Source organism: Arthrobacter sp. 01N444 (assembly GCF_056399305.1).
In genome coordinates, this window is record NZ_JBFTRB010000006.1 from 75,171 (window position 1) to 95,921 (window position 20,751).

At 69.3% G+C, this 20,751-nt stretch carries 20 protein-coding genes; 11 read left to right on the top strand and 9 right to left on the bottom strand.

Going from position 1 to position 20,751, the window contains the following annotated elements:
* Positions 1-26: 26 nt before the first annotated feature.
* Positions 27-743, bottom strand: coding sequence for an IclR family transcriptional regulator (locus AC1DKN_RS09325; protein WP_476871089.1), 717 nt, complete (start codon positions 741-743; stop codon positions 27-29).
* Between the two features lie 199 nt (positions 744-942).
* On the opposite strand from AC1DKN_RS09325, the gene AC1DKN_RS09330 reads away from it, so the two are divergent.
* From AC1DKN_RS09330 to AC1DKN_RS09340, 3 genes are all read left to right on the top strand, one after another.
* Positions 943-1,479: a flavin reductase family protein gene (locus AC1DKN_RS09330; protein ID WP_476857500.1), complete on the top strand. Its 537-nt coding sequence runs from the start codon at positions 943-945 to the stop codon at positions 1,477-1,479.
* Positions 1,480-1,530: 51 nt separating this feature from the next.
* Positions 1,531-2,985: a 4-hydroxyphenylacetate 3-monooxygenase, oxygenase component gene (gene hpaB / locus AC1DKN_RS09335; protein ID WP_476871090.1), complete on the top strand. Its 1,455-nt coding sequence runs from the start codon at positions 1,531-1,533 to the stop codon at positions 2,983-2,985.
* Positions 2,986-3,144: 159 nt separating this feature from the next.
* Complete coding sequence (locus tag AC1DKN_RS09340) at positions 3,145-4,500, top strand: MFS transporter (RefSeq protein WP_476858811.1); 1,356 nt, start codon at positions 3,145-3,147, stop codon at positions 4,498-4,500.
* Between the two features lie 138 nt (positions 4,501-4,638).
* Here the strand turns inward: AC1DKN_RS09340 and AC1DKN_RS09345 are convergent, their stop codons facing one another.
* From AC1DKN_RS09345 to AC1DKN_RS09365, 5 genes are all read right to left on the bottom strand, one after another.
* Positions 4,639-5,466: an alpha/beta fold hydrolase gene (locus tag AC1DKN_RS09345; RefSeq protein WP_476848875.1), complete on the bottom strand. Its 828-nt coding sequence runs from the start codon at positions 5,464-5,466 to the stop codon at positions 4,639-4,641.
* 4 nt (positions 5,467-5,470) lie between these two features.
* On the bottom strand, positions 5,471-5,800 hold the full coding sequence (locus AC1DKN_RS09350) for a biotin/lipoyl-containing protein (RefSeq protein WP_018775751.1): 330 nt from the start codon (positions 5,798-5,800) through the stop codon (positions 5,471-5,473).
* Complete coding sequence (locus AC1DKN_RS09355) at positions 5,793-6,776, bottom strand: alpha-ketoacid dehydrogenase subunit beta (RefSeq protein ID WP_476871183.1); 984 nt, start codon at positions 6,774-6,776, stop codon at positions 5,793-5,795. Before AC1DKN_RS09355 ends, AC1DKN_RS09350 begins: the two co-directional genes overlap by 8 nt.
* A gap of 115 nt (positions 6,777-6,891) precedes the next feature.
* Positions 6,892-7,929: a thiamine pyrophosphate-dependent enzyme gene (locus AC1DKN_RS09360; protein WP_476858808.1), complete on the bottom strand. Its 1,038-nt coding sequence runs from the start codon at positions 7,927-7,929 to the stop codon at positions 6,892-6,894.
* Positions 7,930-8,035: 106 nt separating this feature from the next.
* Positions 8,036-9,484 carry an amino acid permease gene (locus AC1DKN_RS09365; protein WP_476871091.1) on the bottom strand — a complete coding sequence of 483 codons (1,449 nt, stop codon included), beginning with the start codon at positions 9,482-9,484 and terminating at the stop codon, positions 8,036-8,038.
* Positions 9,485-9,667: 183 nt separating this feature from the next.
* Here AC1DKN_RS09365 and AC1DKN_RS09370 point away from each other — a divergent pair, with 183 nt between their 5' ends.
* The gene (locus AC1DKN_RS09370) at positions 9,668-10,144 is read left to right on the top strand and encodes an Lrp/AsnC family transcriptional regulator (protein ID WP_476871092.1); all 477 of its coding nucleotides are present in this window, start codon (positions 9,668-9,670) and stop codon (positions 10,142-10,144) included.
* On the opposite strand, the gene AC1DKN_RS09375 is transcribed toward AC1DKN_RS09370, so the two are convergent.
* Positions 10,141-10,800 carry a maleylpyruvate isomerase N-terminal domain-containing protein gene (locus AC1DKN_RS09375; RefSeq protein ID WP_476871093.1) on the bottom strand — a complete coding sequence of 220 codons (660 nt, stop codon included), beginning with the start codon at positions 10,798-10,800 and terminating at the stop codon, positions 10,141-10,143. The two genes, AC1DKN_RS09370 and AC1DKN_RS09375, sit on opposite strands and share 4 nt — an antisense overlap.
* A 218-nt stretch (positions 10,801-11,018) precedes the next feature.
* Here AC1DKN_RS09375 and AC1DKN_RS09380 point away from each other — a divergent pair, with 218 nt between their 5' ends.
* From AC1DKN_RS09380 to AC1DKN_RS09400, 5 genes are read left to right on the top strand one after another with little or no spacing between them, the layout of a single operon-like run.
* Positions 11,019-11,735 (top strand): NUDIX hydrolase, encoded by a 717-nt coding sequence (locus AC1DKN_RS09380; protein WP_230012031.1) that lies wholly within the window; start codon positions 11,019-11,021, stop codon positions 11,733-11,735.
* Positions 11,732-13,039: a quinolinate synthase NadA gene (gene nadA, locus AC1DKN_RS09385; protein WP_476871094.1), complete on the top strand. Its 1,308-nt coding sequence runs from the start codon at positions 11,732-11,734 to the stop codon at positions 13,037-13,039. Before AC1DKN_RS09380 ends, nadA begins: the two co-directional genes overlap by 4 nt.
* Positions 13,036-14,877 (top strand): L-aspartate oxidase, encoded by a 1,842-nt coding sequence (locus tag AC1DKN_RS09390; RefSeq protein WP_476871095.1) that lies wholly within the window; start codon positions 13,036-13,038, stop codon positions 14,875-14,877. Before nadA ends, AC1DKN_RS09390 begins: the two co-directional genes overlap by 4 nt.
* Before the next feature lie 35 nt (positions 14,878-14,912).
* Positions 14,913-15,839 (top strand): carboxylating nicotinate-nucleotide diphosphorylase, encoded by a 927-nt coding sequence (gene nadC / locus AC1DKN_RS09395; RefSeq protein ID WP_476871184.1) that lies wholly within the window; start codon positions 14,913-14,915, stop codon positions 15,837-15,839.
* An 8-nt stretch (positions 15,840-15,847) separates the two neighbouring features.
* Positions 15,848-17,002, top strand: a complete 1,155-nt coding sequence (locus AC1DKN_RS09400) for a cysteine desulfurase family protein (protein WP_476871096.1) — start codon at positions 15,848-15,850, stop codon at positions 17,000-17,002.
* Between the two features lie 80 nt (positions 17,003-17,082).
* On the opposite strand, the gene AC1DKN_RS09405 is transcribed toward AC1DKN_RS09400, so the two are convergent.
* A complete protein-coding gene (locus tag AC1DKN_RS09405; protein WP_476857822.1) occupies positions 17,083-17,568 on the bottom strand; it encodes a GtrA family protein in 486 nt (161 codons plus the stop codon).
* A gap of 4 nt (positions 17,569-17,572) precedes the next feature.
* The gene (locus tag AC1DKN_RS09410; RefSeq protein ID WP_476871097.1) at positions 17,573-18,247 is read right to left on the bottom strand and encodes a DUF1684 domain-containing protein; all 675 of its coding nucleotides are present in this window, start codon (positions 18,245-18,247) and stop codon (positions 17,573-17,575) included.
* 126 nt (positions 18,248-18,373) lie between these two features.
* Between AC1DKN_RS09410 and AC1DKN_RS09415 the strand changes: the two genes are divergently transcribed.
* Together AC1DKN_RS09415 and AC1DKN_RS09420 are read left to right on the top strand one after the other, a co-directional pair.
* Positions 18,374-19,846, top strand: coding sequence for a M20/M25/M40 family metallo-hydrolase (locus AC1DKN_RS09415; protein WP_476871098.1), 1,473 nt, complete (start codon positions 18,374-18,376; stop codon positions 19,844-19,846).
* A 30-nt stretch (positions 19,847-19,876) separates the two neighbouring features.
* Positions 19,877-20,725 (top strand): hypothetical protein, encoded by an 849-nt coding sequence (locus AC1DKN_RS09420; protein ID WP_476871099.1) that lies wholly within the window; start codon positions 19,877-19,879, stop codon positions 20,723-20,725.
* Positions 20,726-20,751 lie beyond the last annotated feature (26 nt).

Sequence of the window (20,751 nt, forward strand, 5' to 3'; positions counted from 1 at the left end):
GCGCTGCTGCGGGACGGGGCGCGGGCTTAGCCCAGCTGCGCCTCGATGCGACGCGCCGCGTCGGTCAGGGCCGCTGCGACCTCGTCCGGATCCTGCGCGGCGCGGATATAGACGACGGCGAGGGCGGCCGGACGCCCGCCAGGCACACGCAGCGGCACCGCAATCGAGGACACCCCGGGGATCACCTCGTCATGGCTGGCGGCATAGCCGCGGCGCCGGGCCTCGGCAGCCTCGGACCGGTACGGGATGCCCGGGACCAGGGCCCGCCACTCCTGCTCCGGGAAGGCTGACTGGATCGCAATGCCCGGCGCCCCTGCGCTGATGGGGTGCCGCGACCCCGGGTGCTGCACCACCGCGGCGCCGCTGTGCCGCGGATCCACGGTCACCAGCGTCACGCACTCCTCCCGGTCCCAGACCGCCACGAAGGCGCTCATGGTCAGGGTGTTGGCCAGCTGGGTCAGTTCCGGCAACGCCGCCGACTGCAGGTTCCGGGAGACCCCGCGGGCCAGGACCGCGAGGCCCGGGCCGGGCTGGACGCGGCCGCCATCGTCACGCACCAGCAGCGAGTGGTCCTCGAGCGTGCGCAGGATCCGGTAGGCCACGGAGCGGTGGACGCCCATGGCGTCGGCGAGTTCGGCAATGGTCAGCGGCTGCTGGGCCTCGGCGAGGATCTCCAGCGCCCTGATACCACGGGACAGCGTCTGGGACGGGGAAGCCTGGGCGGTGCCGGCATTCGGGGTCATGGGGTCCATCCTAGGTGCGGGGTTACTGGACGCCGGGCTCGCCGGGCTACCCTTGTGTTCCGGCTCATGGTCAGCTAGCGTTCTATATGGGAACTGTTTGTTCGATTATAGAACACAATACAGAACTCGACTATAGAACACGGCTGATCCAAAGCACACCCACACCACGGTCGGGAAACGCAACGAACGCAAGGGATCAATGATGATTGCCACGCCGCGCGGCCACGCCGGGGGCGCCCAGGGCCCCCTGTCGGTACCGCGGGCCAACCACTTCCGGGGCAGCCTCGGCAGGTTTGCCACCGGCGTCGCGATCGTGACCTTCGACGGGGCCACGAAACGCCACGGCATCACCGTGAACTCCTTCACCTCGGTCTCGATGGACCCTCCGCTGGTGCTGGTGAGCATCGCCCGCACGGCCAGGGCCCACGACGAGCTCGCCGGCCGGCCCTTCACCGTGAATATCCTTGGCGCCGAGCAGCGGTACCTGGCCATGCACTTCGCCGGCAGGCCCGGCCCCGAGCCGCTGTGGGTGGAGGGGAAGACCGCGCCGCGGCTGTCCAATGTCCTCGCCTATTTCGAATGCAAGCCGTGGGCGGCGTACGACGGCGGCGACCACACCCTTTATATCGGCGAGGTGGTGGACTTCAACTACCGCAACGGCGATGCCTTGGCCTTCGCCAACAGCACCTTTACCACCATCCCCGAAAGCCAGCTGGGCATGGAGGATCTGCTCTAGCGCCACATTCCTTCCCGGCAATTCAGCTCAACGACGACTGGAGGACGACCAATGGGTATCCGTACCGGACGGCAGTACCTGGACAAGCTCAATGCCATGACGCCGCACGTGGTGATCGACGGCGAGGTGGTGAGCGAGAAGATCGCCGAGCACCCGGCCTTCCGCAATGTGGCCCGCTCCTACGCCAGGCTCTTCGACATGCAGCATGATCCGCAGTACCAGGAGGCGCTCACTTACGCCTCACCCAGCACCGGGGACCTGGTCAGCGCCTCCTTCCTGGTGCCGAAGACCGTCGAGGACCTCCAGCGGCGGCGCCGCGCCATCTCCACCTGGGCCGAGTCCTCCAACGGCTTCCTTGGCCGCTCCGGGGACTATATGAACTCCGCGCTGACCGCGCTGGGCACGGCGGGGAAGTGGTTCGCGCAGGCGGATCCGAAGTTCGGCGAGAACATCCGCAACTACTACGAGTGGGCCCGGGAAAACGACGTGCTCGCCACCCACACACTCATCCCGCCGCAGGTCAACCGGTCCGTCTCCGGGTCGGAGCAGCTCGGCGGCCAGCTCTCGGCCCGGATCGTGGAGGAGCGCGGGGACGGGATCGTCATCCAGGGCGCGCGCATGCTCGCCACCATCGCCCCGATCGCCGACGAACTGCTCGTGTTTCCGTCCACGGTCCTGCGGGGCACCCCGGAGGACGCCCCCTACTCTTACGCGTTCGCCATCCCCAACGACGCCCCGGGCCTGCGCTACCTCTGCCGCACCTCGCTGTACAACGGCGGCAGCACCCACGACGAGCCGCTGGCCTCCCGCTATGAGGAAATGGACGCCGTCGCGGTTTTTGACCAAGTCTTCGTGCCCAACGAGCGCATCTTCATGCTGGGCCACCCGCAGCTGTGCAACAGTTTCTACACCGAGACCGGGGCCGGCGCGCTCATGACCCACCAGGTGGTCACCCGCACGATCGCCAAGAGCGAGTTCTACCTGGGCCTGGCATCGGAACTGGCCGAATCGATCGGCATCGACGGATTCCAGCACATCCAGGAGGACATCGCAGAGCTGATTATCGACGTCGAAATCGGCAAGGCCCTGGTCCGCGCGTCCGAGGCCGACGCCGGACTCAACGACGCCGGCGTCATGCTGCCGAAGTGGTCCACCCTGAACGCCGCCCGCAACTGGTACCCGAAGATCGCCCAGCGCTTCCCGCAGATCATCCGGAAGTTCTCGGCGTCGGGCCTCATGGCCCTGCCGGGGGAGGCGGACGTCAACAGCGAGGCCCGGGAGGATATCGAGCTGTACCTGCAGGGCAAGACCCTGACCGGCCCCGAGCGGGTCCGGCTGTTCAAACTGGCCTTCGACGCCTCGATCTCCGGGTTCTCCGGGCGCCAGTCGCTCTACGAGTACTTCTTCTTCGGAGACCCCGTCCGCATGGCCGGCGCCCTGGTCAACACCTACGACCGCGAGCCGGTCCGGGCCAGGGTCCGCGAGCTGCTCAACCGCACCGACTGACCCGCGGAAGACACTTTCCGGGAACATGTGTGCCTTATCACATCTTTCGTAGTAGTATTCAGGATACTAACTGACCGTTCGATCAGTAATTCATGAGGCATCAGTTATCCACTTCGCACCCACCCGGGCAGTACCTCTGCCCCCAGCAACGGAGTTCCAATGACCGTAACTTCATCCGTAGATTCCGAGGCGGGTCCCAGCAGCAAACACGAGGAACGCAAGGTCCTCGCCGGGACACTGGTCGGTACCACCATCGAGTGGTACGACTTCTTTATTTTTGCCCAGCTGACAGCAACGCTGCTGTCGCCGCTGTTCCTGGCCCCGCTGAACGCCTCCAACCCTGGCCTGGCGCAGATCCTGTCCTTCGCCCTGATCGGCATCAGCTTCCTCTTCCGCCCGCTCGGCGCGATCGTCGCCGGCCACCTCGGCGACCGCCTCGGCCGCAAGGCCATGCTGGTCTTCACCCTGATCATGATGGGCGCCGCCACGGCCCTGATCGGCATGCTGCCCACCTATGCGCAGATCGGCGTTTGGGCCCCGATCCTCCTGATCCTGCTCCGCGTCATCCAGGGCTTCTCCGCCGGCGGTGAATGGGGCGGCGCTGCCCTGATGGCCGTGGAGCACGCTCCCAAGAGCAGGCGCGGCCTGTTCGGCGCCTACCCGCAGATCGGCGTCCCGGTCGGCATGATCCTCGCGACCGGCCTGCTGTACTTCCTCAACACGTCCATGTCCAAGGAAGACTTCGCATCCTGGGGCTGGCGTGTGCCGTTCCTGCTCTCCATCGTGCTGATCGTCGTCGGCTACCTGATCCGCCGCGCCGTCGCTGAGAGCCCCGTCTTCAAGGAGATGCAGGACCGCAAGGAAGAAAGCAAGGCGCCCCTGGGCGAGCTGCTCCGCAAGCACAAGAAGGCCGTCCTTTACTCGACGATGATCTTCATCGGCAACAACGCCGCCGGCTACCTGCTGATTGCCTTCTTCATCTCCTACGCCACCAAGACGCTGAAGATGCCCACTCCGCAGATCCTGCTCGCCACCACGCTGGCCTCCTTCGGCTGGCTGATCTTCACCCTGGTCGGCGGCTGGCTCTCGGACAAGATCGGCCGGGTCAAGACGTTCCTGATCGGCTACGGCATTGTCTTTGCCTGGATGATCCCGATGTTCGCCCTCATCGACACCAAGAACATCGTGCTCTACGGCGTCGCGCTGTTCGTCCTCACGGTCGGCCTGGGCCTGTCCTACGGCCCCATGTCCGCCATGTACGCCGAGATGTTCCCGCCGGAGGTGCGCTACTCGGGCATCTCGATCGGCTACGCCTTCGGCGCCATCCTCGGCGGCGCGTTCGCGGCCACCATCGCGGAAGTCCTCCTGCAGGGCACCCACTGGACCGGCTCCATCGGCATCTACATCATGATCCTCTGCGTCATCTCCGCCGTCGGCGTCCTGTTGGCCGGGGAAACGAAGGGCCGCCCGCTCGGCGTCGCGCACCACGCGCCGGCCGAAGCCGCAAAGCACTAGCAACCAGGCAAGCACGAGGGGCGCGGACCGCAAGGTCCGTGCCCCTCTGGGTTAAAGAGCAACGCGGGGTCACTTCGCGCCCATCCAGATCATTCGGATGGGCCGTAAGTGACCCCGCGTCGCTTTTGTGAGGCGGGTTTAGACGCCCAGGAAGCTGATGGCGCCTTGCTTGAAGGCGCGGCTGGTGATGGCGTTGGTGTGGTTGCGGCCCGGCAGCACGAGCTGTTCGACCATGCCGCCGGCCTTGGCGCCCAGGGCGGCGAGTTCCGGCATGGTGGCGGCCCGGTCGTCGTTTTCCCCCGCCACGAGGAGCATCGGCATGTGGGGGACCGCTTCGGCGGGGTCATACGGCTCGGTCTTGATTGCCTCGACCAGGGACAGCAGCGCGAAGATGTTGTTGCTGGGCAGCAGCATGGCCATTTTCAGCAGCCCGGCGGTCGACTCGTCCGCGATCGGCGTGCCGTCGGCCAGGTACCGCTGCGCGGCGATCAGGTCGAAGTCCGCCAGGGGGTCGGCGACGTTCGGGCCGCCCAGGACCAGCCGGTGCACCAGCTCGTGCTGCGTGGCCCCGAACTCCCAGGCGAGCCGGGACCCCAGCGAATAGCCGATCACGTCGAGCCCGCTGGACGGGTCCCCGTCGCGCAGCGGCCGCGCGCCGGCGTCGAAGACTATCTGCAGCAGGTCCGCACGGATCCGGCTGGGGGAGTAGGAGTCCATGTCCTCCGGGGCGCCGCTGCGGCCGTGGCCGGGCAGGTCCACGGTGATGACGCGCCGGCCGGCTTCCAGGAGCGCGGTGAGCCAGCCGCTGTCTTCCCAGTTGAGCTTGGAGGAGGAGGAGAAGCCGTGCAGCAGCAGGACGGGACGGAACCCGGCGTCGTTCTGGGGCTCATGCACCTGCACGTACAGCTGGGGGTCGGTGCCCTCAACGGTGTGCGAATGCTGCTCGCCGGTGTGTCTGCCGCTCATGCTCTCAGTCCTCATCAAGTACGGCGCTCAGGCGGACCCGGCGCTTAGGTGCCTCTTCCTTCGGGACCGTGCCCACGATGCCGGCGGTGTTGTCCGGCACCTCAAACACAATCAGGGGCTCGCCGACATTGATCTTGTCGCCGGGCCCGCCGTAGATACGCACTACCTTACCTGCCTGCGGGCTGGGCAATTCAACGGCCGACTTGGTGGTTTCGACCTCCACGAGCGGCTGGTTGCGCTCCACCTGCTCGCCCGGGGAAACCAGCCATTCCAGCACGGTGGCCTCGATCAGGCCCTCGCCGAGATCCGGGAGCGGGAAGGAAATTTCAGCCACGTTTGTACTCCAACACTCGCTGGATGCCGAAGAGGATCCGGTCAATGTTCGGGATGTATTCATCTTCCAGGTCGCCCGAGGGGTACGGGACGTCGAAGCCGGTGATGCGCTCCACCGGCGCCCTGAGGGTGTCGAAGCAGCTTTGCGTGATCAGCTGCGCCACTTCGGCGCCGAGGCCGGAGGTCAGCGGCGCCTCGTGGACGACGACGGCGCGGCGCGTCTTGCGCACGGAGGCGGCGAGGGCCTCGGCGTCGATCGGCTTGAGCCAGCGCAGGTCCAGGACCTCGATATCGATCCCGTCCTCGGCCGCGAGCTCCGCCACCTGCAGGCAGCGGGCCACCATGGCGCCCCAGGCGACCAGCGTGAGGTGGCGGCCTTCGCGCATCACCTTGGCGCCGGTGGGGGAGCCGCCGTCTGCATCGCAGTGCGCAAGGTCCACCTCACCCTTCTGCCAGTACCTCGACTTGGGCTCCATGAAGATCACCGGGTCCGGCCGCGTGGCAGCGTACTTGAGCAGGTGGTAGGCCTCATGCGGGTTCGACGGCGAGACCACCTTCAGGCCCGGTACGTGGGCGAAGAGCGCCTCCAGGCTTTCGCCGTGGTGTTCGGGGGCGCGGATGCCGCCGAAGCTGGGCACCCGCAGGGTGATGGGCATCGGCATGGTGCCCCGGCTGCGGTAGTTCATCCGGGCGATCTGGCAGACGATCTGGTTGATGGCAGGGTAGGCGAAGCCGTCGAACTGGACCTCGGGAATGGGGTGGAACCCGGCCATCGCCAGGCCCACGGACATGCCCAGGATGCCGGATTCCGCCAGCGGGGTGTCAAAGACGCGCTGCGCGCCGTGCCTGGCCTGCAGGCCGTCGGTGATGCGGAAGACGCCGCCGAGCCGGCCGCAGTCCTCGCCGAAGATGACGGCTTTGGGGTTGTCCGCGAGGACCTCGTCGAGGGCGCGGTTGAGTGCTTGCTGCATCGACATCACCGTGGTGGCGGGCTCGCTTCCTGCCGGGTTGGTGACAGTGTCGTCGCCGGTGTTGTCGGCAGTGTTGTCGGCAGTGTTGTCGCCTGCGGCGTCTACGTTTTCGAGAATCGAGTTAGACATGTTCGGACTCCTCGCGCCAGTTGGCGGCCTGGGCCTGCAGGGCAGGGGTGGTTTCCTGGAAGACCAGGTCAAACATTTCGGTGCCGGGCCGGGAGCCCAGGGCCTGGATGCCGGTACGGATCTGCTCCTCTTCGGCCTTGGCCGCGGCCAGCGCTTCGGCGAAGAACGCCTCGTCGGCGATGCCATCGGCCAGCAGCCGCTGCCGCAGCCGTTCGAGCGGGTCGGTGCCGGCGCTGTCGCGTTCCTCGTCGAGGGAGCGGTAGCGGCCCGGGTCATCGGACGTGGAGTGCGGGCCGCGGCGGTACGTCATGGCCTCGATGAGCACGGGGCCGTTGCCGGCGCGGGCGTGGGCGAAGGCGCGGCGGGTCGCCTCGAGGACCGCGACGACGTCGTCGCCGTCGATCTTCAGCGCGGGCATGCCGTAACCGGCGGCGCGGGCGGCGACGGAGCCGCCGGCCACCTGCCGTTCGGTGGGGACCGAGATGGCCCAGCCGTTGTTCTGGACGAAGAACACGACGGGCGCCTTCATCACGGCGGCGAAGTTCATCGCCTCGTGCACGTCGCCCTGGGAGGAGGCGCCGTCGCCGAAGTACGTCATTGCGACGCCGTCCTTTTTGTCCAGCGTCTGGCCGTGGGCCCAGCCGACGGCGTGCAGGACGGATCCGGCAACTACCGCCTGGATCGGGGCCAGCCGGGATTCCAGCGGGTTGTACAGGCCGCCGTGCCACGTGGCCTTGTGGGTGGACATGTAGGCCACCATGTCCACCCCCATGGTCCGGGCAACGCCCATTTCGCGGTAGGTGGGGAAGACGAAGTCCCGGGTGGTGTCCACGGCGTAGCCGCTGCCCACCTGGGCCGCTTCCTGGCCGAGTTCGGGGGCGTAGCCGGGGATGATGCCCTGCCGCTGCCAGGCGATGGCCGAGGTGTCGAGGTGCCGGACGGCCACCATGAGCGAATAGAGCTCGCGGAGTTCATCGGCTGTGAGCGGCCCGGCAGCGCTGCCGGAAGCCACGGGGAGAAGTGTGTCCATGCCTGTGACCCTAGTCACCGGCGGCGGGGTGGGCAATCAGCCTAGGCTGGGGTGCCCAGACTGCACACTTATGCCGCCCCGCGCGCCGGTGAGCTTGGCAATTTGTCTAGCGGCTGGGCTGTTCCGCCTGGTCGGCTTTTGCGCCGGCGCCGGCGCCGGCGCCGGCGGCGGCGGCGTTGCGGTTCCGGGTGATCCGGGCGCCGGTCCAGCACGCCACGGCGATGCCGGCCACCAGTACCAGGGTGCTGACCAGCTGCTTGCTGCTCTCCGGGCTGCTGAAGCCGACGGCGAAGATCAGTGCCAGGAGCACGAGCCCGAAGATCGTCAGCCCGGGGAAGCCCTTCATCCGCAGCGGCAGCGCCGTGCCGTCGCGGTCTGCCCGGCGGCGCAGGATCAGCTGGGACACCAGGGCCGAGCCCCACACAACGAGGCAGGTGGAACCGACCAGCTGGAACAGCGCCGGCAGGATCTGGTCGGGGAAGAGCAGTTCCAGGACGGCGGCCAGGAAGCCGAAGGCCACGGAGACGCTCACCGCCACGACCGGGACCCGGGCCGTGTTGAGCCTGGAGAGGAACTTGGGGGCTTCGCCGCGCTCAGAGAGCGAGTAGACCATGCGGGACGCGCCGTAGAGGTTGGCGTTCAGGGCGGACAGCAGCGCGATAACGGCGACCAGGGTGATCGCGGCGCCGGCGCCGGGGATCCGGGCGACGTCGAGGACGCCGGCGAAGGGGGACTTCAGGGCCGCGGAGGTTGAGGGAAGGACGGCCGCGATGACGAATACCGAGCCGATGTAGAACACGAGGATCCGCCAGACGACGGTGCGGATCGCCTGGGCGACGCTGCGCTCCGGGTTTTCCGTCTCGGCCGCGGCCACGCTGACAATCTCGGTGCCGCCGAAGGCGAAGATGACGACGAAGAGTGCGGTTGCGATGCCGCCCAGGCCAGCCGGGGCGAAGCCGGATGTGAAGTTGCCGAGGCCAGGAGACGGGACGTCCGGCAGCAAGCCCAGCAGCAGGGCCCCGCCGATGGCCAGGAATATCACGATCGCAGCCACTTTGAGGATGGCGAACCAGAATTCGAACTCGCCGAAGTTCTTTACGCCCGCCAGGTTGATGGCGGTGAACAGGGCCATGAAGATCAGGGACAGTGCCCAGACGGGGATCACCGGCCACACCGTGAACAGGAGCCCGGCCGCGCCGAGGGCCTCGGCGGCGATGACCACCACGAGCTGCAGCCACCAGAGCCAGCCGACGGTGGCGCCCGCGGTCTTGCCCATGGCCTTTTGCGTGTACACGGAGAAGGCGCCGCTGTTGGGATTGGCCGCGGCCATCTCTCCGAGCGCCCACATCACCAGGATGATCAGGGTTCCGGCGACGAGGTAGGAGATCAGCACGGCCGGTCCCGCCGCCTGGATTCCTGCCCCCGAGCCGAGGAACAGGCCGGCGCCTATCGCGCTGCCCAGTCCCATCATGGTCAGCTGGCGTGGTTTCATGCTGTGCCCCAGGCTCGGGGCGGGAACCGCGGTGGGTAGCGTCGCGGTGGACTTCATCGTCATGGCGAACCTTCGTGTGGTTTGGATCTTTGCGTCCTTATGGGACCTATTGAATTTACCGGATTTGGGCCCGGCCCCCGGCCGCCGGGGCGCCTCCGCCGTGAGAGCATGGTGGCAGTTTGCTAACTGAATCGGGGCATCGGTGGCTGTTTGTCCGGCCCGGTCCCGCTTGGGAAGGAAGAATCAGTGGACGTTGATCCGCTTGATGCAAAGATTGTCCGATTTTTCACGGATTCCCCCCGGGTCTCGGTCCTGGAGGCCTCCCGGGTGCTGAAGGTTGCCCGCGCCACGGTGCAGTCGCGCCTGGACCGGATGCAGGACGCCGGCGTGATTGGCTCATGGGTGCCCCAGCCCGATCCGGCGCACTTCGGCTACCCCGTGGTGGCTTTCTGCTCCCTCACGATCAACCAGGACCTCGGGCACGACGCCGTCGTGGAGGCCCTGGCGCGGATCCCCGAGCTGATCGAGATCCATACCGTCTCCGGGAGCTCGGACCTCATGGCCCGGATAGCCGCCCGCTCCAATTCGGACCTCCAGCGCGTCCTCGATGCCATGATCGCCACCAGATCGGTCCTGCGCTCGTCCTCCGTGATCGTGCTCAATACGCACTTCCAGGGCCGCACCCTGCCGCTGCTGGAAGCCGCGGCCGCCGGCACGGGCTAGAGGACACTCAGGTTTTCGGGCAGGCCGGTCCGGCCGGTGAGCAAGAGCAGCAAATCACCGGCGGACGGCAACCGGGAGCCGATGGCTCCGGCGAGCTCCAGGGAGGCCGCGACCGCCGGGGCCAAGGCGGCGGGCGGCGGCAGGCCCAGGGCGCGCGCCAGATCCAGGGTGTGCACGGCCAGCTCGAAGGTCCGGGTCGGCAGGTAGTCGATGAGCGTCATTACTCCGGCCGGGGTGGCCACCAGGGCATCGTCGGGCGTGTTCCTGACGAGGGCCGTGACGCGTTGGACAAGCTCCCGCACGGCAGCGGCAGGGTCCTCGCCCAGCGCCTCCCCGGTTTCCCTGCCCCGCTGCGCAATCGCGGCGGGCGAGGTGGCGCCCCGGACGCCCAGGAAGTATTCCACTGGACCCGGCACCCGCGCCCCGGCGGCCGGGGTGGCGAGGTAGGTTTCCACGGTTGTCAGGGCGCGGCTCGTGTGGCCGGTCAGCGCCCGGACATCCCATTCACCCAGTGCCGGCCGCGACCACGCCTGGTGCTGTACCCGCCCGGCGAGCTCCATGAATGCCTGGGCCGCTCCCGCGTATCGGGCCCTGACCGCCTCTGCGCCCGCTGCCTCTGCGCCCGTACCCTCCGGGTCCATGACTTCTCCGTCCATAGCCTCGATTAATACCGTTGCCGGCACCCGCGGACAAGCCCGGTCCGTGCGCCGGCGGCATCCCGGTCCGGCCCATGTGACCTGAAACATTTTGCGCCCGGGCGGCGCGGCCGTATCATTAGTTCTAGTCAATGTGACTATAACTAATCCGGCGGTCGGGCCGGATCCAGCCGGGCAGTCCATCGCGGGACCCGCCCGGGACCTCAGAGGGCGGGTAGATCACCGTTTACACCACAGCAGCCAACGTCTCGGAGCGCCAGACCGCGCCGCCGTCGCTGGCCATCTCCACGGTGATCTTTGCGCTGCGTCCCAGCGAACGCTCCGGGCGGCCCACGCTGTGGATCCCGCTGGTGCGCCGGATCCGCGAACCGTTCAAGGGCCTCTGGGCGCTGCCGGGCGGCCCGCTCACGCACTCCGAGTCACTCCAGGACGCCGCCTCGCGGAACCTGCGCGAGACCACCGGGCTGGCCCCGAACTACCTCGAACAGCTCTACGCCTTTGGCGGGCTGCACCGCTCGCCCACCCAGCGCGTCGTCTCGATCGTGTACTGGGCACTCGTCCAGCCCACGGAGGCCGCGCTGGCCGACGAATCGGAGAACGTGCGCTGGTTCCGCGCCGACAGGCTGGACGGGCTGGCCTTCGACCACAACTCGATCGTCGACTACGCGCTGTGGCGGCTGCGCAACAAGATGGCCTACGGATCCATCGCCTACCACCTGCTGGGCGAGTACTTCACCCTCGCCCAGGTCCGGGAGGTCTACGAGGCCGTCCTGGACCGCGAACTCGATCCCGCCAACTTCCGCCGGCAGGTCAAGGCCACGCCGGAAATCGAAGAAACCGACCATTATCTGCAGGGCGGCAAGCACCGCCCGCCCCGCCTCTACCGCTTCACCGGCCGCCCAGGCCTCGACCCAGACAACAGGAGCACACCATGAGCAGCGTCAACACGGCAATCCAGCTGATCACGCGCGAGCAGGCCACCACTCTGGCACAAGGCGCGGCCGCCTCCACCTGCAGCCCCGCGCTGGCCCGCGGGCCCTGGGACTACGACCTCGCCGAGGCCCTCGCCGGAGTGCCCGCCTACGGGCCGGGTGCCTCCTCCACCGACGTCGCACCTGCCTCCACTCCCCGGCAGGGCCAGCTCCCGGAAGAGTACAAGCTCGCTTCCGACGCCGAACTCGACGCCCGGATCCGCGCCGCCAAAGCGGCACTGGGGGACCGCGCCGTCGTGCTGGGGCACTTCTACCAGCGCGACGAAGTGATCGAATACGCCGACTTCGTGGGCGATTCGTTCCAGCTCGCCAACGCCGCCCTGACCCGGCCCGACGCGGAGGCCATCGTCTTCTGCGGCGTGCACTTCATGGCCGAGACGGCGGACATCCTGTCCCGCCCCGACCAGGCCGTGATCCTGCCCAACCTGGCCGCGGGCTGCTCCATGGCCGACATGGCGGACATCGACTCGGTCACCGAGTGCTGGGAACAGCTTGAGGAGGTCTTTGGCACCGAGCCCGACGCCGAGGGCCGGGTCCCGGTCATCCCGGTCACCTACATGAACTCCTCCGCCGCCCTCAAGGGCTTCTGCGGCGAGCGCGGCGGGATCGTCTGCACCTCCTCGAACGCCGCGACGGTGCTGGAATGGGCGTTCGAACGCGGCCAGCGCGTGCTGTTCTTCCCCGACCAGCACCTGGGCCGCAACACCGCGAAGGCCATGGGGGTGCCGCTGGAGCAGATGCCGATGTGGAACCCGCGCAAGGACCTCGGCGGCAACGACGAACAGGCCCTGCTCGACTCCCGGGTAATCCTCTGGCACGGCTTCTGTTCGGTCCACAAGCGCTTCAACGTGGGCCAGATCGAAAAGGCCCGCGCCGAGTTCCCCGGCGTGCAGGTGATCGTGCACCCGGAATGCCCCATGGAGGTGGTGGATGCCGCCGATTCCGCCGGGTCCACCGACTTCATCAAGAAGGCCATCGCCGCGGCCACGGAGCCCACCACGTTTGCGATCGGCACCGAGATCAACATGGTGAACCGGCTCGCTGCGGAATACCCGCAGCACACCATCTTCTGCCTCGACCCGGTGATCTGCCCCTGCTCCACGATGTACCGCATCCACCCCGGATACCTCGCCTGGGTCCTGGAAGCGCTCGTCCGCGGCGAGGTGCTGAACCGCATCACCGTGGACGAGGACGTGGCCGCCCCGGCCAGGGTGGCCCTGGAACGCATGCTGGCGGCGCGGCCGTGACCAGGCGGCTCGTGATCGTCGGCAGCGGGATTGCTGGGCTCTACGCCGCGCTGCTCGCCACCGACGACGCCGCCACCGGCGGCCGTGACATCGAAGTGGTCCTCCTGAGCAAGGGGACGCTGGAGCAAAGCAACACCTTCTACGCCCAGGGCGGCATCTCGGCCGTGCTGGCCCCGGAGGATGCTGCCCCCGGGGACTCCGTGGCAGCGCACATCGCGGACACGCTCGCCGCCGGTGCCGGGCTCAACGACCCCGAGGCAGTCCGGATCCTGTGCACGGAGGCTGTCCGGGACATCGCCGGCCTGGGCCGCTACGGCGTGCACTTCGACGCAGCTCCCGACGGCGGACCGGCCCTGGGCCTGGAAGCGGCACACTCGGCCCCGCGCATCCTGCACGCCGGCGGGGACTCGACGGGCGCCTGCATCGCCCGCGGGCTCGTCGCCGCCGTCCTCGAACGCGCCGTCCTGGACCGCGCCGGCCACGGCCGGCTCCGGGTGGAGACCAGCGCGTTCGTCACCGGGCTCCTGACCGAACCTGGTGTCCGCCCGGAAGCTCCGTCACAGCCCGGCAGCGCACCCCCGACGCCGGCCCGGGTCACCGGCGTGGCCTACCAGGCTGGCGGACGGCCCCAGGAGCTGGCCGCCGACGCCGTCCTCCTCGCCACCGGCGGTGCGGGCCGGCTCTTTGCCCGCACCAGCAACCCCGCCGTCGCCACCGCCGACGGCCTGGCCCTGGCCTGGCGTGCCGGCGCCGCGGTGCGGGACCTCGAGTTCTTCCAGTTCCACCCCACCACCCTTGCCGCCGGGGAGATTCCGGGCGGGCCGCCGGCCCTGCTCATCTCCGAAGCGGTCCGCGGCGAGGGCGCGGTGCTGCTGGATGCCGCGGGATACCGCTTCATGCCCGACTACCACCCCGACGCCGAACTGGCCCCCCGCGACGTCGTCTCCCGCAGCATCGCCTTGCACCTGGCCGCCACCGGGGCCGCGCCGGACAGCCCGGTCTACCTGGACGCCCGCGGCATCGAAGCAGAGCGGGGCGCGGGCTTCCTGGCCCGGCGGTTCCCGACCATCACGGCGGCCACCCTCGCCGCAGGGTACGACTGGACCACAGAGACCGTACCCGTGTCCCCGGCAGCCCACTACTGGATGGGTGGCGTGTGCACCGACCTGTGGGGCCGCACGTCGGTACCCGGCCTGTATGCCGCCGGCGAGGTGGCCCGCACGGGCGCCCAAGGGGCCAACCGGCTGGCGAGCAACTCGCTGCTGGAGGGCCTGGTGTTCGGCCGCCGGGCGGTCGAGGACTTCCTGCGCGCCGACCCGTCGCACGACACCACTGCTCCGTGTGCTCCCCACGATCCCCCTAGCCTCGCAAGCTCGGCCAGGGAACCCGGATCGTGTGGGCCCACGGCCGCGGGCGGCCTCCCCTTGACGCACGCTTCCGCAGCGCCGTCGCACGACTTCACGTCAGGGGAGGACACTTTAGCGAGCGTGTCCGAAGATTTTGTGAAGTCGGTATCCGCGTACGGGGTTTTCTCGCGCGACGCTCTTCGGCGGTTGATGACGGCGGACGCCGGGGTAATGCGCAGCGGGGAGCAACTGCGGGAGGCGGAGACCGTGCTTGCGGCCTGGGACGCCGTTGTCCATTCTGAGACCGGTCCCGATGCCGGCCACAGTGACTGGCTCTGCCAGGATGCCCATGAGGACCGGAACCTGCTCCTCGCGGCCCGCCTGCTTGTGGCGGCTGCCCTGAACCGCACGCAGTCCGTCGGAGCCCACTACCGGGCGGACACGGACGACGCCTCAGCCCTCACCCATTCCATGCAAAGGATTTCCTCGTGACCACCACTGCCCACGCAACCGCTGCCCCGGAAACCCTGCCCTCCCGCACCGCGGCGCTCGCCGGGAGCCTGCCCGAGGCTGCCGTCCTGGCCGTCCTCCGCGCGGCGCTGCAGGAGGACGCCCCGTACGGGGACGTCACTTCCCAGACGCTCATCCCGGCGCAGGCGCGGGCCACCGCGGTGCTCAACGCCCGCGTTCCCGGCGTGCTGAGCGGCGGGGAGGTCTTCGCCGCGGCGATGCGGCTGACCGACCCGGGCGCCGTCGTCGAACTGCTGGTCACCGACGGCGAGGCCTTCGCCGCCGGAACCGCCCTGGCCCGCGTGACCGGGAACGCCCGCGCCGTGCTGCTGGCCGAACGCGTCGCACTGAACCTGGTCCAGCGGATGAGCGCCATCGCCACCAAAACGGCCGAGTTCGTGGCGCTCGTGACCGGCACCCGGGCCCGGATCACCGATACCCGCAAGACCACGCCGGGGCTGCGGGTGCTCGAACGCTACGCCGTCCGCTGCGGCGGTGGCGCCAACCACCGCTTCAGCCTCTCCGACGCCGTCCTGGCCAAGGACAACCACCTGGCCGTCCTCACCGGCGGCGACCCGGCGAAGCTGACCGCAGTGCTCAGCGGCGCCAAGGCCCAGCTCGGCCACACAACACACTTCGAAGTGGAGGTGGACACCATGGAGCAGATCGAGCCCGTCCTGGCCGCCGGGGTGGACACCATCATGCTGGACAACTTCTCCCTGGCCGAGCTCGCGGCCGGCGTCGGGCTGGTGGGCGGCCGGGCCCGCGTCGAGGCCAGCGGCAACGTCAACCTCGCCACCGTGGCGGACATCGCGGCCACCGGGGTGGACGTCATCTCGATCGGCGCCCTGACGCACAGTGTCACGGCACTGGACCTCGGCCTGGACATTGAGCTTGACGTCGAGCCGGCCGTCGACTCAGGCGCCGGCCCGGCGGCCGGCTGAGGCGCGCCATGATCTTCCTCGACGCCGCGGCCACCACCCCGGTCCGCCGCGAGGTGCTGGAGGCCATGTGGCCGTACCTCACGGGCGAATTCGGCAACCCGTCAAGCCATCACTCCCTGGGTGAGGCGGCTGCCGCGGCGCTCGCAGGGGCCCGCGCCGCAACCGCCAGGGCCCTCGGCTGCCGCCCCGGGGAAGTCGTCTTCACCTCCGGCGGCACGGAAGCGGACAACCTCGCCGTCAAGGGCATCGCCCTGGCCCGGCGCGCCGCCGATCCGCGCCTGGACCGGGTGGCGATCAGCGCCGTCGAGCATCCCGCGGTGGAAGAATCCGCCCGGTACCTTGAACGGGTCCACGGGTTCGCCGTCGACGTGATCCCCGTGGACCGCTTCGGGCAGGTGAGCGAAGAGGCCCTCGCCGCCGTGCTGCAGCCCGGCACGGCCCTGGTCAGCATCATGTACGCCAACAACGAGGTCGGCACGGTCCAGCCCATCGCCCGGCTCGCGGCGCTGGCCCATGCCCACGGGGTCCCGTTCCACACCGACGCCGTCCAGGCCGCCGGCTGGCTGCCGCTGGACACCGGCGCACTGGGCGTGGACGCGCTGAGCATTTCCGGCCACAAGCTGGGCGCGCCCAAAGGCAGCGGCGCGCTGTTTGTGCGCGGCCGGGTCCGGCTTGAACCGCTGGTCCACGGCGGCGGGCAGGAGCGCGGCCGCCGGTCGGGCACGGAAAACGTCGCCGGCGCCGTGGCGCTGGCGACGGCACTGGCGCTGCCGCGGGAACCGGCCGGGCACGTCGCTGCCCTCCGCGACGGGTTCATCGGCGCCGTGCTGGCCGGTGTTCCCGGCGCACTGCTCACCGGCCACCCCACCGAGCGGCTGCCCTCAGTGGCATCCTTCTGCTTCCCGGGCACCAGCGGCGAGTCCGTGCTGCTGGAGCTCGAACGCCAGGGCATCATCTGCTCCAGCGGTTCCGCGTGCGCCGCCGGCTCGGATGCGCCCTCACCCGTGCTGCTGGCCCTGGGCATCGAGCCCGAGATCGCCCAGACGGCGGTGCGGTTCAGCTTCGACTCGACCGTGACGGCAGCGCAGTTGCAGGAGGCGGCGGCCGCGGTCCGCAACGCCGTCGCCGGCGTCCGCTCCCTCGGGACCCCCTCCACCGGTTGAGCTGTCACTAAATGTCCTTATCGGGCCTCCATAGCGGCTTGAACTGATAGCTCAACCCGGGGTGAGGGCCCCGGGCGACGTCAGCGGTGGCGGGCGCGGCGGAAGATCCAGTGCCGCAGCATCGTGAACCGCACGGCGGTGGCGGCGAAACCGGAGAGGGTGGTGGTCCACAGCTCCTCGGCCACGGTGGCGTCCGGGTTGACCCAGTGCAGGACGGCGAGGCTGCCGCCGGTGATCAGCAGCGCGACGACGATCACGATCAGGCCGTTGAGGTGGTCGCGCTTCATCCGGCGGCGTTCGGTGATCTTGAACGTCAGGCGCCGGTTGAGGGCGGTATTCATGAACGACGTCAGGATCAGGGCCGCCGCGTTGGCCGGCTGGGCCCCAAGCCAGGGCCGGGAGAGGGCGTACAGGGCCAGGGAGGTCAGGGTGCAGACAATGCCGACGCCGGTGAACCGGATGAGCTGCCGGACCACGGGGTAACGGAGGACTCCACGGTACCGGCGGGTCTTCGGCCCGAGGACGACGGCGGGGGCAGGGTCAAGCTGTTCGAGCTGGGACTCCATCCGCTCAGTACAGCTCGCCCACGGGGATGTCCACGGCCAGCCGGTTTGCCGGGCCCGCCAGCGGACATGCCCAGGCCTCGTTGTAGGCGCACGAGGGGTTGTAGGCGAAATTGAAGTCCAGGATGAATTCGGCCTGGGGCCCGGAGCCCCGCACGCCGTGGAAAGCTCCCTTGATGGTGTCCAGGAGGTAGCGTCCAGCGCCGTAACTGCCGCCGGGCTGGCCTGCGGTGGCGTCACGGAACGGCACGAAGATGCCCCCGCCGTAGCCCCTGAGCTTCCAGACCGCGAGCTGTCCCATCTCGGGCAGGTCGAAGGTGCCCAGCCGCACAAACCGGACCAGGCCGTCGGTCCCGGTCTCTACGTTCATCTCCCGCCCGGCGCCCTCGGGGGTCAGCGGGACGTGGAAACGGTAGATCGGATCGTAGTCCGCCGTCTTCAGGCCGCCGAAAGTGGCCTTGGCCTCGGCCGTCAGCGCGGAGGCCGGATGGGTGCCGAACATGCGGTCCCGCTCCTGGCGCCAGTAGGAATGCGCCTCGGCCGGGCTGTCCGCGGCAATCTTCCGCGTGGTGGCGTAGAGGGCAAAGGTCCGCAGCCGCCAGTCCGCGATATCGAGGGCCGACATGCCTGCCACGTCGCCCACATCCCCAAAGTGCGTTCCGTCAATGCTCTGTTCGGCCATGCCCCCAGCGTATCCGCTTTCGCGGGGCCGAAATTTGTGCGCCGAAATTGTGCCCCGGATTCCGGGGCCGGACCCGCGCGCCGAATGGCCCGTTCCGGCGGACCCTCCGGCCGTAGACTTTCGCGCATGCGCAACCCCCTGCAGAACGCGGCCGCCGGCAATACCCTCAAGAGCCCCGGCGGAACACCGGGCGGCCCCGGGCACCCGCCGGGCGCCGGGCGCGCGGCGGCGTCGCTGGCGGAGCTCGTAACGTACCGGACTGTGTCCATCCGGGCCGCGGGGTCCTCCCATGCCGGGTCCTCCCGGTCCGGGTCCTCCCATGCCGGGGCCGGGGTGGAAACAGCGGAGTTCGAGGCCTTCATCGCGGCGCTGCCCCGGTTGTATCCGGCGGTCCATGCTGCCCTGGAACTGGAGCGGGTCAACGGCCACGCACTCCTGTACCGCTGGCCCGGCGCCGCACCAGCGGAGGACGCAGCGGCCGTGCACCGGGCGTCGGTGCTGATGGCGCACTACGACGTCGTCCCGGCAGACGACCCGGGGGAGTGGACACACCCGCCGTTCTCCGGCCACAACGACGGCACGTTCCTCTGGGGCCGCGGGACGCTCGATGACAAGGGCCAGCTCGTGGCCATCCTGGAAGCGGCCGAGAGCCTGCTGCTGGCGGGGTATGCGCCCGCGCACGACCTCTACTTCTCGTTCGGCAACAACGAGGAGACGGCCGGCAACAGCGCGGCGGCCGCCGCGGACCTGCTGGCCGGCCGCGGCGTGGTGCCCTGGCTCGTGCTGGACGAGGGCGGTGCCGTCGCGGGCGGCGCCTTCCCGGGGGTGAGCCGGCCGGCCGCCGTCGTCGGCGTGGCCGAAAAGGGAATCCTGGACGTGGAGCTGCTGACCCGGGACCCGGGCGGACACGCCTCCACGCCGCCGCGGATGGGGGCGACAGCGCGGCTGGCCCGCGCCATCACCCGGATCGAGCGCAGCCCGTTCCCGCAGTCGCTGCCGGAGGTGACCGCCGAGATGCTGCGCCGCTTCGGCCCGCACACCCCGCCACCGCTGCGGGCCGTGTTCGCGAACGTGGCACTGCTCCGGGCGCCGATCACCTGGCTCTTCGGCCGGCTCGGCAGCGAGACCAACGCCATGACCCGAACCACCGTCGCCATCACCACGCTCGAAGGCAGCTCCGGGGCCAACGTCCTCGCCGCCACGGCGAAGGCCAACGCCAACATCAGGGTGGCGGTGGGGGAGACGGTCGAGGGCACCATGGCACTGCTGCGGAAGATCATCCGCGACCCGAAAGTCGAACTGCGCGTCGTGGAGGGCAACGACCCGTCTCCGGTGTCGCCGTCCTCGGGGGCCCAGTGGGACCTGCTGGCGGACTGCATCGGGCAGGTCTTCCCCGAGGCGATCATCACCCCCTACATCATGATGGGCGGCACCGACTCGCGCCGTTTCACCGGGATCTGCGGTGCCGTGTACCGCTTCGCGCCCTTCTTCATGGACGTCCGGGCCCGCGGCTCGATCCACGCCGTTGACGAAAAGATCGGGCTGGAGACGCTGGAGCAGGGGGTCCGGTTCTACGAAACACTGATGCGGGAGCTCTGAGTCATGCGGCGCCCCGGCTACGCTGGCACCATGACAGGGACGGCCCCTTCTTCAGCAGGCACCGCTTCTTCAGCAGGCACTGCAGGAATCCGGTGCGCTGTGCTGCGCACCGGCGCGGTGCTCGCGGTCGCGGCGGCAGCCCTTTCGGGCTGCAGCAGCGACGGCAAGGGGACGCCGGTCTGGACCGCGGGCAGCAGCGCGGCGGACAGTGCGGGTCCCGGTGCGACTGAGAGTGCGACGCCGTCTGCCACCACTGGTGCCGCCGCCTCGGCCGGCGCTTCCCCCAGCGCGGGCTCGAGCGCAGCGGCCTGGAAGGTCTTTACCGACCCGGCAAAGTCCGTCAGTTTTGAGGTGCCGCAGGACTGGATTGTCCAGTCCGTAGCTCCCGACGCCGGTGCGCTGCCCGGAGCGCTGAAGATCACCGTCAAGGACGCCGGCGGTGCTTACCTGGCCACCTTGCAGACCGGCCTGCCCCCGCAGCCGGCCGCGGCCTGCCCGGACGACGCCGCCCGCAACTACGTCGTGGTCAGCAGCGTGCCGGTTGACCTGCCGCACGCCGGCGGCGGGGGAACCATTGACCCGCACGTGGTGTTCCGGGTGATCCAGGGCTACAAGTACTTCGGCTCCTACGGCATCACCAACGTGGCGGGCGGCGCCGGCGGCAGGAGCTGCGCGTTGCAGAACGTGGTCCGTGGCCCGGCCGGCAAGGGGGACTATTCGTTCGGGGACCTGACAGTGCTCAAAGCGTTGGCGCCGGACCAGAAGGTTGCCCCCGCCAAGGCCTTCGACACTCTCGACCAGGCGGCCAAGTACGTCAATGAGGGGTCCGAATTCGCGAACCTCCAGCGGATGCTAATGTCTCTGAAGATCAAAAACTAGTCCCGCCCGCCCCGCACATCCCCGGG